Raw genomic sequence first — 15681 nt, 5'->3', positions numbered from 1 at the left:
TATGCTTGCTCAACGAGATTTTATATTTGATAAATATCCTAAGATTGCCTATCCGATGATAACATTGATGTTGCTTGCGTATTATATCTTTTTCAGAGAACTGTATTCACTGATAAAAACAAAGAAGTTCGAAAAAGACAAATCAGCTAAAAAATTAGATGATTTGTAAGAAGTAACTGAATAAACTGCAACAACAGTAGATTTCTTGTAACAAAAAGCAAATTATTAAGGAATTTCTTTTTCTTTAAAGTCAAAGATTTTAACATTCAATACGAAGAAACAAAAAAGTATTCAAATTTATGGAAGTCTTTGCTTAAAATCTAGAAAAGTATGTGTCAATAATGCCAGAAGATTTTATTCAAATTCAGAAGAAAAGGGAAGGGATTATGGATAAGTTCTTAAACGAGATAGCCAATAAAATTATAAATGATGATAAAAAAATAATCATCGGGATATCGGGTCATGGTGCTTCCGGAAAAACAACATTTGCAAACAATCTTATTAAACTTCTCGATCATAGAGACGTAAATTATATTAATACTGATCCATATATTATAGGGTCCAATATTAGGAAACATACTTTTATAGATTATGAATATATGAATGAAAACCATCATTATAAAATGACTGCATGTCATCCTGCTGCACATAATTTATCTGATTTAGAGAGAGACCTATGCATGCTGAGAGATGGTTTAGATTTTTATTCATTTTGCACGAATTCTAAGAACAATACTGTAATTTCATCAAGAAATAAAGTAAATATAGTCGAAGGTATGAGCGTGGCATTTATAGACCCAAATTTGTTTGATATAAAAATCTACTTATACACGGATGGAGAAACCGAGTTAATTAGAAGAGGTATTCGCGATGTTGCTGAAAGAGGAACGGATATAAAATATTTAAGACAATCTCATGAAGAACGACGAATTCAATACGATTTATTTATGCATCCTTATCATAGAAATTTTGATATTGTTATAAATAACTCAAATGATGAGTTTTTACCGGAAAAAATTGATATTAAAAGCTGGCAGAGCTCATAAATATGATTCTTTAAGTTAAATTCGAGGGGCTGCAAATGTAGCTCTTTTCATATCCATCTGAAAGGTCATTAAATATGTTGCATTGTATGTCATGCTTCTTTTAATAAAATAATTCACAGAAAATTCATTAAATTACGTGTTGTATCAGAATGACGTTGGTATAATATGTAAAGAGGAGTTGGTGGATTTGAAGAAGCTGATGTTTGTTTTGCTCAGTCTGTTGTTAGTAGGATGCACACCAGAGATGAAAACCATTACGGATGAAAAAACTTCGCCAGAAATCAAAATGGTCACACCTGATGAAAAACACCTTTTAGTAGATTGGGGTTCCGATTCCATGGATAGAGGTAATTACGATTATAATTCCATAACACATAGCAAATTAGTGGTAAATCCAAATTATGAATCTCTTGAACGCGGGGATGTCGTTTATTATAAGATGATCGAATCAGAAATTAAGAAAAATCCATTGATTCCAGAAGATTATTTGGGAAGAGTAGTGGGACTACCTGGTGAAACCGTTATGATCAGGTACGGACACGTGTATATAAACAATGAGCGGTTGGATACCTTCTATGGGGAAGCTACAAGGACCGGTCGGACTGAAGAGGAATACTTTGAAAATAATGATTTGAGCGGTGTAGTAGACGTAGAAAGTGTAAAGAGATATTTTAAAACCGAAATGAATCCAATTCAAGTAAAAGAAGGTACAGTTTTTGTATTGGTTGATCAGTGGTGGCGGGGGACTGACAGCAAGGATTTTGGCCTGTTACCGGTTGAAAGGATACAAGGAACAGTCTTGGGCTATTCAAAATGATTTTTGTTCTTTGACCCCTATGAAAATTAAAATCAAAAAAGTGCAAATTAAAATAGACCCAGTAAAAAACTTTTTAAAAAAGGCTGAGCCTTGTAAGATCTATTATTAAGCTGTTAGCTGATTTAATCAAAATCCTCCCCCTTGTAAAAAGTATAGGGTGATTGGCTAGTGCAACAACCTGAGTAGGATTAATCTCCCATGAGTGCTACCCATTAAGGGCGCGACATTCTGTGATACACCGTGGTTGTTGGAGTCAGACTAACGGTTGGGCTCTGCGGCACCATAGTTCATCGACCTTCATCTCCTATCCGTAGTAATCTATACCCGTTCTGTACACATTTTCATCCTCTGTGGTGCAGCGCTGGTATTGCGATGCATGGGTGGCTAACTGGTAGCTAAAAATAGAATATACGACTTTAAACACAAATAGGGGGTAACTTTTTGGGAGAGAAAATTTATAACGGTAGGTTTACAGCAAGCACGGAGGAGAGTTTCGTTTTATTTTTAATTGGAATGCGTATTAATAAATTTTTATCCTTCTCAAAGTGGGTACCTGTCTTTATGGCAATGGGACCAATGATCAAAGAATTATATCAGAACTCAGAATGGGGCTTCCGTCACACTGAATTTCTTTTTAGCTGGAGGGGGGTAACACTTATCCAGTATTGGAGAAGCTTTGAGGATTTGGAGGCATATGCTCATGGGAAGACACACGCTGCGGCTTGGAAAAGCTTTAATCAAAAGATTAAAGACGACGGAAGTGTGGGGATATACCATGAAACATACATAATTGAAAAAAGTGCATCGGAAGCTATATATAACAATATGCCGAAGTTCGGACTTTCAAAGGCTACCTCTCATATTCCTGTAGTTTCAAAGACAGATTCAGCAAGGCGTAGAATAAATAAATAATGTAATTTTTTTTTAGTAAAAAGCAAAGCATTTCCAAGTAATGAGGAATGCTTTTTAATTTGTAAAAAATTATAGGTGCTTTATCTGAAGAACAGATGATTGTCATTAAAGATGGAGATTTGATTTGAAAATAGGAAATTAGAAAAAGCCTGAATAGATTTCAGGCTTTTAAATTGTGCTAGTCGTTAATGAAAAGAGGTCTATTTTTCTTTATCTATTACAGGTTAGTTACTTATTCTTCCTCATTGAAAAAATCTTTCTTAAATTAGTACACATCTCTTTTCGTGAAAGTAATAAAGGCAACAACGAGTGCTGTAATTCCCCATATTGTAAGGATTACCATCGAAAAGCCCAGGTTCATTCCCTGGATGGGGGGAGCTCCTCCGCTGATATAATTCGTAATTCTAAGATTGACCATAAAAAGATATTTTGCCGATTCCCAAGATGAGGCCATATTAGCCAATATGGGACCCGAGATAAGAGTTGCCAGCATAACGCCAGTTACAGCTGCCGTACTGCGCATTAAGACAGAAAGCATTAACGTAATTGACCCCACGATGATTCCAACGAACCAAGTAAGTCCAAATTCCATCAGAAGGTATTGCCATTGGCCGATTTCGTGAACATTGGTTGTGACGAGGTCATATCCATTTGTTGAAAATCCGGTCAGAATAGGCATCGTCCAACCGGAATAGCCGAAGACTACTCCCGATATGAGATAGGACAATATACCAAGGGACAACACAATAAAGGAAACTGAAAGAATCATTGTAAGAAACTTGCTTAGTAGAATCCGCGATCTTTTAACTGGTCTCGTTAGAAGCATTTTAATTGTTCCACCGCTTAATTCGGAGGAAACCAAATCACCAACGACGACGACAACCATCAACGGCATCAATAGGTCAATAGAGTTTTCCAAAAATATGCGCATGAATGTAGGGGCTCCAGGCGCTGAAGGATCCACATCATGTTCCAAATAATATTCCTGCTGGCTGACACTAATCAGTAAATATTTACGGAAATCATCTGGAATGGTTTTCGATGCAAGGCGATTTTGTGAATTCACAATGTCCTGCTGCAATTGCGTTCTCCAGTCAGTAGTCCCTAAGCGTTCTTGTAAAGTTTTCACTTCTTTCATTTGAGCGTAAGTAAACAACGCAACAAGGACCGCCACAATGGCGACAATTACGTATAGACGCTTTTTACGAACAAGTTTGATGAGTTCATTCTGGACTAAATTAATCAATCGTTTCACCACCGGTTAACTCGATAAATAAATCCTCAAGTGTTGGAATTTTTGTTTGGATTCCACTTACTTTGACACCTTCTCTAACCAATCTTTCATTAATGAACGAGAGCTTTTGCTCATCATAAAGGGTAATCAACTGCCCATCGTGTTCGTACAATATGGTTGTTTCTTCTGATAAAACTCTTCTTCCTAGTGCCAATGGATGAAGTTTCCAAGATACTCTTTCCTGTTCGGCAAGTAAGTGTGCAACCGAATCAATCTTAATGATTTCCCCTTTTGAAATAATGGCTACTCGATCGCACATAAGTTGGATTTCACTTAGTAAATGGGAGGAGATAAGGATGCTTATTTGGTCTTCCTCTGCTAACTTTCGAATAAATTCACGCATTTCTCTTATTCCGACGGGATCTAGACCGTTTGTAGGTTCATCAAGAATGAGAACTTTGGGTTTCCCCAATAAGGCCTGGGCAATTCCAAGTCGCTGACGCATTCCTAAAGAATAGGTTTTAACCAGATCGTGAATTCGATTTTGAAGTCCCACTTGGCCAATGACTTCTTGTATGCGGTCTTCATTGATTCCAGGAACCATTCGAGCAAACTGTTGCAGATTCTCACGGCCCGTTAAATAAGGATAAAGTTCAGGATTTTCCACGATGCACCCAAGGTTTTTTATGGCATTGGAAAAATCTTGTGCTAAATTATAGCCACAAATGGAAACCACCCCAGAAGTCGGTTTAATCAAGCCAACAAGCATGCGTATTGTGGTTGTCTTTCCTGCTCCATTAGGACCCAGAAAACCAAAAACTTCACCTTGCTTCAGTTCGAATGAAATATTTTTAATGATTTCTTTTTTCCCTATTGTTTTCTTAAGATCTTTAACTAATAAAGGAGGGTGAGAGCTACTCATTTTGTTTATTCTCCTTCTCAAAGTTAATGAGGGCTGCAACGCGATTCCCCACTAATTTGTACCCATTACTGTTTGGATGGAATTTATCACTGGATAAATTATTATTTACATTTATTTCAAATAAGTCGAAAGTTGGTACTACCACAATTTTTTTATAAGATGCAGCCAAATCTGCCGTAACGAAATTCCATCTGCGAACAGCCTCGGACGTTTTTTCGGAATTGGGTAATTCAATGAAAGGATTGTATATTCCAACGTGGAAAACAGTTGCTTCAGGATTTATTATTCTTATGGTGTCAAAGATTTTTTTAAGATTGCCTAAATAATTTTTTTCCAGAGAACTAATAATTGACTGATCTAGATGAGAGAGGGATTCACCCCCTTGAAATAAATCATTCGCACCGATGGTCATAACAATCAGGTTGGAATCACTTAATTGACTTTGGATTTCTTTTTGTTCAAGCTGCTTTAGAAGTTGTTGGGAAGTGAAGCCTTTTATGGCTAAATTCGATAATTCCACTTTTTGTTTCGTGTTTGATTTCAATTCGTCCAACATGTATTGAACATATCCTTTTCCTGTTGAATCTCCAGTTCCCCGGGTTAATGAATCCCCTAGAGCAACGATTGAGATGCCCTTTGTTTGATTTGCTCCTGACGAAAGGGCAGAAGCAGTTGGTGCGGGAGGAGTAGGGTTCTTGAAAAATTGATCATCTATCGTTAAAAATAAACCTCCAACCCACATAACAGTTGCAACTACTGAAAGAATTGTAATGATTTTGACCATATTTATTTTCACGGTATCATCCTCTTATTGTTAAGTAAGTTAAAAGTAATGAAAAATGATTGGAAAGTAAAGGAAAATGCGTTCTGTAACAAACTGAAAAGAATTATACAGTTTTGAATGCAAACATAAAGAAGAATAGTTAAATAAAATATTCCAGATTCTATAGAATAATTTTGCCCAAATACCAGACCATTTAAAGAAATACAAGGTTTGTGAACTTTTATTGTTTAGATATTTATTATGGAAAGAAGGACTAACGCAGGATTTGGGGCAGAATTTATCCTGTGATTAGTTTGATTCCAGTTAGGGCTAGTCCAATTAAGCTGCCGCATAATGCCCCATTCACACGGATCCAAGTGATGTCGTTTCCTATCTTGTTTTCAAGTAAGACTGTAATTTCATCGTTTGTCATTTTATCCAAATTATCTTTCACTAATTGCCCGATTTTTTGGTGATTTTTTTCGATAATATTAAGAATTTCCACTTTTATCCACGCGTCTAATTTCGATATGGCGGTCGGATGTTCTTTCAATTTGGCAATTCCTTTTTTAATAATTGGAGAGAGTATGTCCTCTATGAAATTTTCTTGTAGAACGTAAGCCAACAAAAGGTTTTGGATACGTTTATTTAGCGTTTCAAATAATGGCTTCATATCATATTCATTTACAGTACTCTGTTTAATGGTTTCGATTTGTTGAATAACGGACTCGTTGTTTTTAACTTGCTCCATTTCGGTTCGGATATAACCAATGATTTTTTTTCGGTTTTCACTGGTTTCGCTATTTAAGTCTTTTAAAAGCTCGGTGATCGATACATCGATGATATCTGCCATTTTTCCACTGACCATAGTCTTAAAAGATTTTAAGGCAAATCCAAAAATTTTGTTCTCTGAATTTTTTTCAATTGCGTTTATGATTACTTTAGTAATTTCATCTTTAGTCTTTTTGTCAGACAATTTGCTATCTACCACTTTAAGGGACATTGTATATAACTTTTCATCGATTTGATTTTTTAATGCTTTATCAATGGCTTTTTGGACCACGTATTCTGTTTTGATGTCCTTCATAAGATCTTTTGCCCACGTTTCCAATTGAGGTTTGAGTAGGTTTAAATCCATATTACTAGCTAGATAAATAGTGACTTTTTGAAGCTGCCTTTTCATTTCTTGACTTTGAAGTCCCATTTCTAATTTTTCTAATAGCAAATGGGCAATTTGAATGTGGTTAATTTTATTAACTATACTTTCTTTCGTGAGCCATTCATTTTCTAATACGTGTAAAATTGTTTGAATGATTCGTTCGCGGTTTTTAGGTAAGAGTGCCGTGTGGGGGATCTTTATATTGAGTGGATGTCTAAATAACGCTGTTACTGCAAACCAATCGGCTAAGCCTCCTATAAGACCTGCTTCAAATCCTCCCTGCAACAACTTTCCAGTTATAGAATCATTAATCGGCATGGTAGCCAAGAAACCCATTCCCATTATGCCGAGCGACCAATTTGCAATTTTTTTAGAATTTGCTTTTCTTTCTATTATAGTCAATTGTTGTCACTCTCCTCCGGAAAATTCGTTACATCTATTATAGGTTTTCCCATTCTGTAAGAAAAGAATGGTCTCTTTGGGAAAATTGCATGAGCTTTCTTGGTTATAACTTTTCGAGTAAATATGATCGAGATGTGTTCGTAAACACATCACAACTAAAAATCCTCCCCCTAGTAAAAAATTATAGGGTGATTGGCTAGTGCAACAACCTGAGTAGGATTAATCTCCCATGAGTGCTACCCATTAATGGCGCGACATTCTGTGATACACCGTGGTTGTTGGAGTCAGACTAACGGGAGGGCTCTGTGGCACCATAGTTCATCGACCTTCATCTCCTAGCCACCCGTTCTGCACATATTTTCATCCTCTGTGGTGCAGCGCTGGTATTGTGATGCATGGGTGGCTAACGGGAGATAATGCAATGGATGCGCAAGTTCAAAGGTACACCAAAAAAACACCATTCCTCGGATTGGTGTTTTTCGTTGTTACCATTAAAAACAATATCCTCCCATAAAATACGTATTATTAAAGATTCCTCTTTGGAATATATCTATATGTCAAAATTTTCTTGTCTTTCTGAAAACAATAAGACACAATGGTAATATATTCTAAATTAGTGATTTGTTATACGAGGGGGAAGATTTATGGGAGAGACATTTGAGAGACTGGTATTGAAAGGATTGACGAAGAAGTACAAAAATCAACTTGTATTGGATAGCATTGATTTGGAAATTGCAGAACCAGGAATATGGGCGCTCGTTGGACCGAATGGGGTGGGGAAGACGACGCTTTTGAATTGTATTACAAACCTTCTTCGACCTAATGCCGGAAGCATTAGCATCATGGGGAAGTCGAATCAAAATCCGAAAGTGTTTAAAGAGTTAGCGTATTTGCAGGATAATAGCGTCCTTTTTGACTATCTGACCGGATATGACCATCTGAAATATATACGAGACGTACATAAGCTGCCGAAAAAAGGAATTCAGGAAGTGGCCATGTATGTAGGAATGGAGAGCTATCTCAAGAAAAAGGTAGGCGACTATTCATTAGGGATGAAACAGCACCTCCTCTTGGCCATGGCCATCTTACCTCAACCAAAAGTGATTTTGCTTGATGAGCCCCTTAATGGCCTGGATCCGTCAAGTGCAATTTTAATGAGAAAGATATTAGGCGAGCTTGCAAGTAATGGAGCTACAATAATATTGTCGTCACACAACCTAGCTGAGGTAGATAAAGTCACGAACAAGATCCTATTCCTAAAGGATGCAAAGTTGACACTCGTGGATACGACTGAACACGAGCGAATCGTCTACCGTCTAAGGGTTGCAAATAGCGAACGGGCGTTTGAACTGATAAAAGAATATGGAGAGAACACATGGTTCGATAAAGGATTAATACATGTTGAGACGAAAACGGATCATCTGGCTTCGATTTTGGCTTTGCTACATGAAAACGGATTAACGGTCCTAGACATGGATAAAGTGACGAGCGGTTCTGAAACACTATATGAAGAGATCTTTCATAAAGTTGAGGTTGGAGTATGAGTTTGCTGTTATTTGAGTTTAAAAAACTATTCCGCTCAAAGCTGTTTCTCTATTTTCTTGTTTTCTCGATAACTGCAGTCACTCTTCTATTTGTCCGCAACGTCTGGCAGCAAGAAAGTGTCCGGGCGGAGAAAATTACCTACTTCAGTAAGTTTGCACGAGATGTTTCGATGGAGCTGGAGGGGAACAGAAAAGTATTAGAAGACAATCCTTCTCCTGAGCTTGAGGAACAAGTGCAGGTTGGCAGTATGGTTTATGTGCAAATAAATGAGGTGGTCGATGCTATCCAATCTCAGAAGACCATGGACGAATTGACGATGGAGAATACGCTCTACCAAACGGCCAAACAATTTAAGGCTCTTGGCGGAACATTTTATTTGAGTGAAACAGAGATGGACCAAGTGACCCGACTCAATGACGAGTTGATTCGGAAAGGGTTGCCGAAAGAGGATTTAAAGTTGACAATTCAACCACTCCTCTTTACACAGCTGGTCCTGTCCTATGCATTGACGGGGTTTGGATTTTTGGCCCTTTTGCTCATCCTCTTGTCATCAGTGACAGGAGAATATGAGGAGAAGAATGTTCGACTCGTTTATACCTTACCGATTTCACGAGCGCGCTATATGCTCATCAAACTCGGCAGTTTCCTGATCGCAGGGGTGATGTGGCTGGCAGTCGTCACAGTCTCTGCCTATATCCTTGCGTCACAGTTCACAGATGCTTTGGAGAACCAGTCAGCTTATCCGTTCGCAGAAGTGGGAGGGAACTGGATTCAGATTTCAGATGTGATACAGAATGGACTGGTTCTAGGAGGAATGGCTCTTATTTTGGTACTGACTTTTGGCTGGTTCATCGGCTATACGTTCCGGTCTACGCTGCTCAGTTATTTGATTGCCATACTGGTGGTGGCAGGAGGAGCTTTGCTCGTGATTAATGGAGAACCTTTCCAATGGAATCCGTTATCTGCACTGCAAGTTCAACAAACTTTGCTTGATCAGTATTCAACACAATGGAGAATCTATCTCCTCCTTCTATTTTCTATAGTCCTTCTAGTAATTGGGACACTTTCAATCAATCGAAAGAGAGGTGTGTAAGATGCACACATTTCGTTTTGAAGTGAAAAAAATCTGGAAACGGAAAGGCACCTGGATTGCCATATTTATCTGTATCTTTGCCATCAGCGCACTCTATTTGTTCAACAAAGAGGCGGCTCGTGATATGGAAGCGACGAATCAGAATCTGATTCAAAATCGTATCGACCAATTCCGTCAGTGGGCAGCCGAGGCAGATGCTGCGGCAGTAAAGGCAAAACAGGCGGGAGACACAGCGACTGCTGACGAACAGGCCTTCATGGCGGACCGTTTTGGTATGAGTATAAAGAAATATGAGGACTTAAAAATCGCTTATGATAGCGGCGACTGGGATTATATTTACTCAGCGGATCTTGATGGGTTGCAGATGGTAGTTGAAAATCCTATGGAGGCTCAAGTCAGCATTGAGGAACAGCGTGTCGACCACTTCACTCTTCGCGCATCTTATGAAGAGAAACAGCAACTGCTTGAGAAAGGACTGATACCGCCAGCCCAGGATGTCTTTTTATATAGTCTCAAGCCTACTCTATATAATAAATTCACAGGGTTTTCTGCTGCACAATGGGAACAAAAGACGGAACGGTATGGGACGGTAGGATGGAACATTTTATATCAATTCACACAATACTTTTTAATCCCGATTACGATTCTTCTCGGAGCCTTCCTGTTTGGGAATAGCGTATCGAGTGAGAGCATGCGGAAAAAAAGAGGGCTGCACTTTTTCCAGGTACTCCCGGTCTCTAAGGGACGGGTGTTTATCGCAAAATATCTGGTCGGCCTGATTCATACGATCCTTTTTACAGGTATCATCTCCACGGTTCCGCTTCTACTTAGTATACTAGACCGGGGCATCGGAAGTCTGGCATACCCAGTGTTGGTCTATGACGGTCCAGATCCAAGTGCCTTTGGCAACCGAACGCCTGTACCTAATGGGGACTATGACACGTTTCATTTCATCTCGCTTAGCGATTACTTTATCCAGGCTCTATGGATGACACTTTTGATGGTATTCTTCATCTATACAGTCTATTTCTTCCTTTCATTATGGATTCGACATGCGGGAGCAACCTTCCTACTCACGGGTAGCGTATTGTTCGTCGGGACAATGGTCGGCACATCCCCATGGAATCCATTCCAGTATCTAGATTTCCACCGTATTCTCACACAGGAGAATCGTGTGCTCCTAGTCGATAACCGATACACTTTCCAAAAAGGTCTCTTGGTCCTTGGTCTCACTGGCCTTATATTATGGGTTGTGAGCTTTGGCAGGTACCGTCAATTGAAAGTTAAATGATAATCCTAAAATCAAATCATTTAGATGGATTCTTATTCATCTCACAAGCTGTTTGAGTTAAAAATCATTGGGTTGCTTCGGCAGCCCTTTTCTTATTGAACTAAGAATCAAGTTTAAGTATGTATTGGTATTGTTAAGTGTGCTAAAAATGCCATCAAAGAACGATATTAAAAATCAGGCATTAAAGTCATTAAGAATGCACGAGTTAATTAATGAATGATGTGATATATTTACTTCAATACTTTTAGGGTTTCTTTGTAAGAGAGGAGCATACCGAATGCAACTATCAATTCAAGCATCAGGTGACAACGTTCAAGCAATATCATATTTATTGTCAAAGAATCCAAACAACCTTTATGAGAGAAATCACAAAGGCCATCTCGTAAGGCTATTTTATAGTAAGTTTACAGAGACAGAGTTGGAAGTGACGATTTTTGTCACGCCAGATCCAATTGAATTGGTAAAAAACAATTCAAATTCATATGACATTACACACTACATAAACGATCGGGAGTTTGCAGTAAGCAGCATCTTTTGTTCGTTTATCAGGTCTGCTCTAGGGACGGCATTGAATGGGCAGCCAAAGGAAGAACATTTAATGTGGGTAAATCATCCTTTTTCTTTTAATTTTGAGTTTGGACCAGTGGTTTCTTCTCTATCAGATGAAAAATTAATGAATTTATTTGAACCGATAGGATATGAAGTAACAATTAACCGTCCAGAAATTGAATACTCATTTCCCATTAAAACCAAGAGTTCTGCTAGATATCTTTCTATAAAAGGTATGAAGACGCTGCAAGAAGGATTAAGGCATCTGTTTGTATTGATTCCTGTCATCGATAACTACAAGCATTATTTCATTGATGAAAAAGAAATTGAAAAACTGGAGAGGTATGGGGAAGGATGGCTAGATCAGCATCCGTTGCGTGACCTGATTTATCGCCAAGCTCTCAGGTTTAAAGAAATTTATAGCTTAGTGGAAAATTCGAGTAAAGATGAGAAAAAGGTAGAACCGGTGAAAAAGGTTCGCTTAAATGAGTTACGCTATGAAAAAATTGTTAATACCGTAAGCCAAATGAAACCTAGAAGTGTCATTGACTTCGGTTCAGGTGAAGGCAAACTTTCAGTGCAACTTGGTTTTGTGGAAGGCATAACAGAAATCCTGGCAGTGGAACCGTCGGAAGCTGCCTCACTTAAAGCATTGGAACGATTCAATAAAGTGAAGAATAAAGAGAAATTTGTAATCCCGGAATTACTTTGGGGTTCTCTTTTTTACTATGATGAAAGATTGAAGGACAAGGATGTCATCATTTTGTGCGAGGTAATCGAGCATATAGACGAAACCCGTTTGCCGAAGGCGATGGATACGTTGCTAGATGACTATCAGCCACCTGCCTTAATTATCACTACTCCAAATAGAGAATACAATGAGCTATACGATATGGAAGAACATCTTCGTCACAATGACCATCGGTTTGAATGGACTAGAGCGGAATTCCGTCAATGGTGCACAGAGCGGAACCACAGCAATGACTATGAACTTCAGTTTGATGGAATTGGCGAGGAGCATGCTTCTCACGGTTTCCCAACACAAATGTGCATTTTCAAAAGAAAGGAGGACTAACTATGCAAATCAGATTACCACATGCAGGAATAGTGTTGCTGGTTGGCCCATCCAATAGCGGTAAATCCACATTGTTGAAAAGCATGATTGAAAAAAATGAGATTCTTCCATCAGAGGTCATAAGTTCAGATGACTTTCGGGTTTTGGTAAGTGATATAGAATTCATTGACTGGCGGGACAGACCGAAAGATGAAGCAGACAATTTGATGGATGAATACCAGACCATCTCCAGGGAAGCTTTCTCAATGATGGATACAGTTATTGATGCTAGGGCAAGGTTGAACAAACTGACCTTTGTGGATGCAACTCATCTTCATCCGGATGACAGAAAACGATACATTGCATTGGCCCGGAAAAACAATGTCCCTATTTTGTCAATTGTTTTTGATATAGCAGAAGAGGACTTGCTTTCACGGGATACAGGAAGAGAAAATCCTCGTGGAAAAAAACGCATTAAACAACAGTTTCAGACATTCAAAAGGGAAAAGAATTACCTGAAAAAAGAAGGATACAGGTCCGTTTATATGATTAAAGAATTCGATAATCTGGAATTCATTAGATCTAAAAATCCTATAGAAAAAGATATTCAGAATGGAATCGACATAATCGGAGATATACACGGCTGCTTTGACGAAATGATTTGCTTGCTGAATCAATTGGGCTATGAAAAGAATGAAAAAGGTCTTTTTCTTCATCCGCAAGGCCGAAAATTCGTTTCCATTGGCGATGTCATGAGTAGAGGACCCCAATCACTTAAAACCATGCTTTTTGTCCATGAACACGTTGAGCAAAACCTAGCCTATATGATTGACAGCAATCATGGCTGGAAAATTGCAAGGTGGCTGGATGGAAGAGATGTCACCTTGAACCATGGAGACGAAAAGGTGGAAGAAGAATACAGGGCATTTGAAATGGAATTTGGAAGCGAAAAAACAGAAGAGATAAAACTGGTGCTTAAGGAGTTTCTTCTTCGAGCTCCCTCCCATTATGTATTTACGAAGAACGGAATCCAGACCCTGATTTGTACTCATGCCGGGATAAAGGATGAATTCATTGGTAAGCAATCTGAAGCAATAAGTGACTTTTGCCGATATGGAGATACGGATGGATTTGATGATAAGCCAGTCCGTAAAGATTGGTTTATCTCGCATAAGAAAAGTTCCCTGATTGTTTGGGGACATGATCCCAAGCCTACCCCTCTTCTGATCAATAACACGATTAACATCGATCAAGGTGTGGTGTTTGGGGGTTCATTGACTGCTTATCGATATCCCGAAAGAGAATTCTTCTCCGTAAAAGCAAAGGAAGACTACTCTGGAACTCCTGACAATCCATTAAAAGAATGGGAGAAAAACCGCTTGAATCCGCCGAATATCGGCAAGTTCATCAATGGCTATTCCGTGCTTACAGAAGAATTAGGAGAAGTTAAAATACATCAGGAAATCGTAAAACCTGCAATTGATACGGTATCTCATTTCACGATACCAATTGAACAATTAATCTACATCCCACCAACCATGAGCCCAACCCCAAAACCATCTGCTTTAGATGGTTTCCTGGAGCATCCTAAAGAAGCAATCGACTATTACAGGAGCCAGGGGATTCAAACGTTGGTTGCTGAAAAGAAACATATGGGAAGCCGTGCAATTCTTTTCTTGTTTAAAGATACAGAATCCTCCAAAAAACATACGGGCATAGATTCACTGGGAGTTATCTATACAAGAACAGGTAGACGATTTTTTGATATCGCTATTGAGGAACAAATAGTTGGTCGGATCAATCGGAATTTGCATGAAAACGGCTATTTTGAAAAGTATGGTACTGACTATTTATTACTGGATGCTGAAATCATGCCTTGGAACTTGAAAGCAAAAGAGTTGATCAGTAGCCAATACGCGCATGTTTCGGAAAATGCGATACTAGATCGAATGAAGCTGAAGGAAAAGATTGAATCCGCTGTTAAAGGGAATGAAGCTTTAAAAGACTGGTTGGAAGAATACGAGCAAAAGCTTGAAAACGCCTATACATTTAAAGAAGTTTTCCAAAAATACTGCTGGGAAATAGAGGACGTGAATTCCATTAGGATTGCGCCATTCCATGTTCTTGCTCATAGCAACCAGACATTCTTTGACCATCCCCACACATGGCATATGGAAATGAATCGACAATTTGCAAGGATATCCAGCCTGTTTATGGAAACGGAATACAAAATCATTATGGATGAGGCAAGTGAAGAAGAAGTCATTCATTGGTGGCAGGACATAACAAGTGAGGGACACGAAGGAATTGTAATCAAACCGGAGTTCTTCATTGCTAGGAATAAAGGGAAGCTGCTTCAACCCGCAATAAAAGTAAGGGGAAGAAAGTATCTCAATATTATCTATGGGATGGATTATTTGCTACCGAGTAACCTGGAACGTCTTAAAAATAGGAATACAGGAAAAAAACAAAAACTTGCTCTTAAGGAATTCTCGCTAGGAGTAGAAGGCATTAAAAGGTATAAAAATGGTGAATCAATTGAAAGAGTACATGAATGTGTACTTGCAACATTGGCAATGGAGTCAGATCCTGTAGACCCACGATTATAGTATGAGTAGACACAAATGGAGGAGTTCAAGTCTTTGGCTTGAACTCTTTTTTATATTACATCCTTTAGGAGAAATAATAATAAGGACTTCCCCGTGCCCAGTTGAAAGACTAATTTAAAGTGTTCGATCTCTTTCGAACGATTTTTTCTTTGGGGAATTTTTGGGTTTCTTAATTTTGTGCAACCTGGAGTGCTATTGTGTCTACCTGGACAACTGTTCTGTCTACCTAGATTCCCATTCTGTCTACCTAGATTCCCATTCTGTCTACCTGGAGTGCCATTCCTT

General features: G+C 38.5%; 12 protein-coding genes. 8 read left to right on the top strand and 4 right to left on the bottom strand.

Features of this window, described 5'->3' with window-relative positions; translation table 11 throughout:
* Positions 1–386: 386 nt before the first annotated feature.
* The 3 genes from ACQKEV_RS08775 (at position 387) to ACQKEV_RS08765 (ending at position 2775) form a co-directional block, all read left to right on the top strand.
* Complete coding sequence (locus ACQKEV_RS08775) at positions 387–1046, top strand: uridine kinase family protein (protein ID WP_427446244.1); 660 nt, start codon at positions 387–389, stop codon at positions 1044–1046.
* 187 nt (positions 1047–1233) lie between these two features.
* The gene (gene lepB / locus ACQKEV_RS08770; protein WP_427445879.1) at positions 1234–1863 is read left to right on the top strand and encodes a signal peptidase I; all 630 of its coding nucleotides are present in this window, start codon (positions 1234–1236) and stop codon (positions 1861–1863) included.
* 441 nt (positions 1864–2304) lie between these two features.
* Positions 2305–2775 (top strand): DUF4188 domain-containing protein, encoded by a 471-nt coding sequence (locus tag ACQKEV_RS08765; RefSeq protein ID WP_427445880.1) that lies wholly within the window; start codon positions 2305–2307, stop codon positions 2773–2775.
* A 265-nt stretch (positions 2776–3040) separates the two neighbouring features.
* On the opposite strand, the gene ACQKEV_RS08760 is transcribed toward ACQKEV_RS08765, so the two are convergent.
* From ACQKEV_RS08760 to ACQKEV_RS08745, 4 genes are all read right to left on the bottom strand, one after another.
* Positions 3041–4021: an ABC transporter permease gene (locus tag ACQKEV_RS08760; protein ID WP_427445881.1), complete on the bottom strand. Its 981-nt coding sequence runs from the start codon at positions 4019–4021 to the stop codon at positions 3041–3043.
* A complete protein-coding gene (locus tag ACQKEV_RS08755) occupies positions 4014–4931 on the bottom strand; it encodes an ABC transporter ATP-binding protein (protein WP_427445883.1) in 918 nt (305 codons plus the stop codon). The genes ACQKEV_RS08760 and ACQKEV_RS08755 overlap by 8 nt, the downstream gene beginning before the upstream one ends.
* A complete protein-coding gene (locus ACQKEV_RS08750; protein WP_427445884.1) occupies positions 4924–5727 on the bottom strand; it encodes an SGNH/GDSL hydrolase family protein in 804 nt (267 codons plus the stop codon). The genes ACQKEV_RS08755 and ACQKEV_RS08750 overlap by 8 nt, the downstream gene beginning before the upstream one ends.
* A 265-nt stretch (positions 5728–5992) precedes the next feature.
* Positions 5993–7255 carry a DUF445 domain-containing protein gene (locus ACQKEV_RS08745; RefSeq protein ID WP_427445886.1) on the bottom strand — a complete coding sequence of 421 codons (1263 nt, stop codon included), beginning with the start codon at positions 7253–7255 and terminating at the stop codon, positions 5993–5995.
* Positions 7256–7899: 644 nt separating this feature from the next.
* Here ACQKEV_RS08745 and ACQKEV_RS08740 point away from each other — a divergent pair.
* The 5 genes from ACQKEV_RS08740 (at position 7900) to ACQKEV_RS08720 (ending at position 15396) form a co-directional block, all read left to right on the top strand.
* A complete protein-coding gene (locus ACQKEV_RS08740) occupies positions 7900–8799 on the top strand; it encodes an ABC transporter ATP-binding protein (RefSeq protein ID WP_427445888.1) in 900 nt (299 codons plus the stop codon).
* Complete coding sequence (locus tag ACQKEV_RS08735) at positions 8796–9893, top strand: ABC transporter permease subunit (RefSeq protein WP_427445890.1); 1098 nt, start codon at positions 8796–8798, stop codon at positions 9891–9893. The genes ACQKEV_RS08740 and ACQKEV_RS08735 overlap by 4 nt, the downstream gene beginning before the upstream one ends.
* 1 nt (position 9894) lies before the next feature.
* Positions 9895–11184, top strand: coding sequence for an ABC transporter permease (locus ACQKEV_RS08730; RefSeq protein WP_427445891.1), 1290 nt, complete (start codon positions 9895–9897; stop codon positions 11182–11184).
* 277 nt (positions 11185–11461) lie between these two features.
* A complete protein-coding gene (locus ACQKEV_RS08725) occupies positions 11462–12808 on the top strand; it encodes a 3' terminal RNA ribose 2'-O-methyltransferase Hen1 (RefSeq protein ID WP_427445892.1) in 1347 nt (448 codons plus the stop codon).
* A 2-nt stretch (positions 12809–12810) separates the two neighbouring features.
* Entirely contained in the window at positions 12811–15396 is a 2586-nt protein-coding gene (locus ACQKEV_RS08720) for a polynucleotide kinase-phosphatase (RefSeq protein WP_427445893.1), read from the top strand.
* Positions 15397–15681: the final 285 nt, after the last annotated feature.

The sequence above is a fragment of the Paenisporosarcina sp. NPDC076907 genome, assembly GCF_050269735.1.
In the GTDB taxonomy this organism is placed as follows: Bacteria; Bacillota; Bacilli; order Bacillales_A; family Planococcaceae; genus Paenisporosarcina.
This window is presented reverse-complemented; position numbering and strand designations above follow the sequence as displayed.

Excerpts from the sequence above, each read along its gene's own strand:
- ACQKEV_RS08775 (WP_427446244.1), top strand. The coding sequence starts at position 387 with ATGGATAAGTTCTTAAACGAGATAGCCAATAAAATTATAAATGATGAT.
- ACQKEV_RS08755 (WP_427445883.1), bottom strand. The coding sequence starts at position 4,931 with ATGAGTAGCTCTCACCCTCCTTTATTAGTTAAAGATCTTAAGAAAACA.
- ACQKEV_RS08740 (WP_427445888.1), top strand. The coding sequence starts at position 7,900 with ATGGGAGAGACATTTGAGAGACTGGTATTGAAAGGATTGACGAAGAAG.
- ACQKEV_RS08735 (WP_427445890.1), top strand. The coding sequence starts at position 8,796 with ATGAGTTTGCTGTTATTTGAGTTTAAAAAACTATTCCGCTCAAAGCTG.
- ACQKEV_RS08730 (WP_427445891.1), top strand. The coding sequence starts at position 9,895 with ATGCACACATTTCGTTTTGAAGTGAAAAAAATCTGGAAACGGAAAGGC.
- ACQKEV_RS08725 (WP_427445892.1), top strand. The coding sequence starts at position 11,462 with ATGCAACTATCAATTCAAGCATCAGGTGACAACGTTCAAGCAATATCA.
- ACQKEV_RS08720 (WP_427445893.1), top strand. The coding sequence starts at position 12,811 with ATGCAAATCAGATTACCACATGCAGGAATAGTGTTGCTGGTTGGCCCA.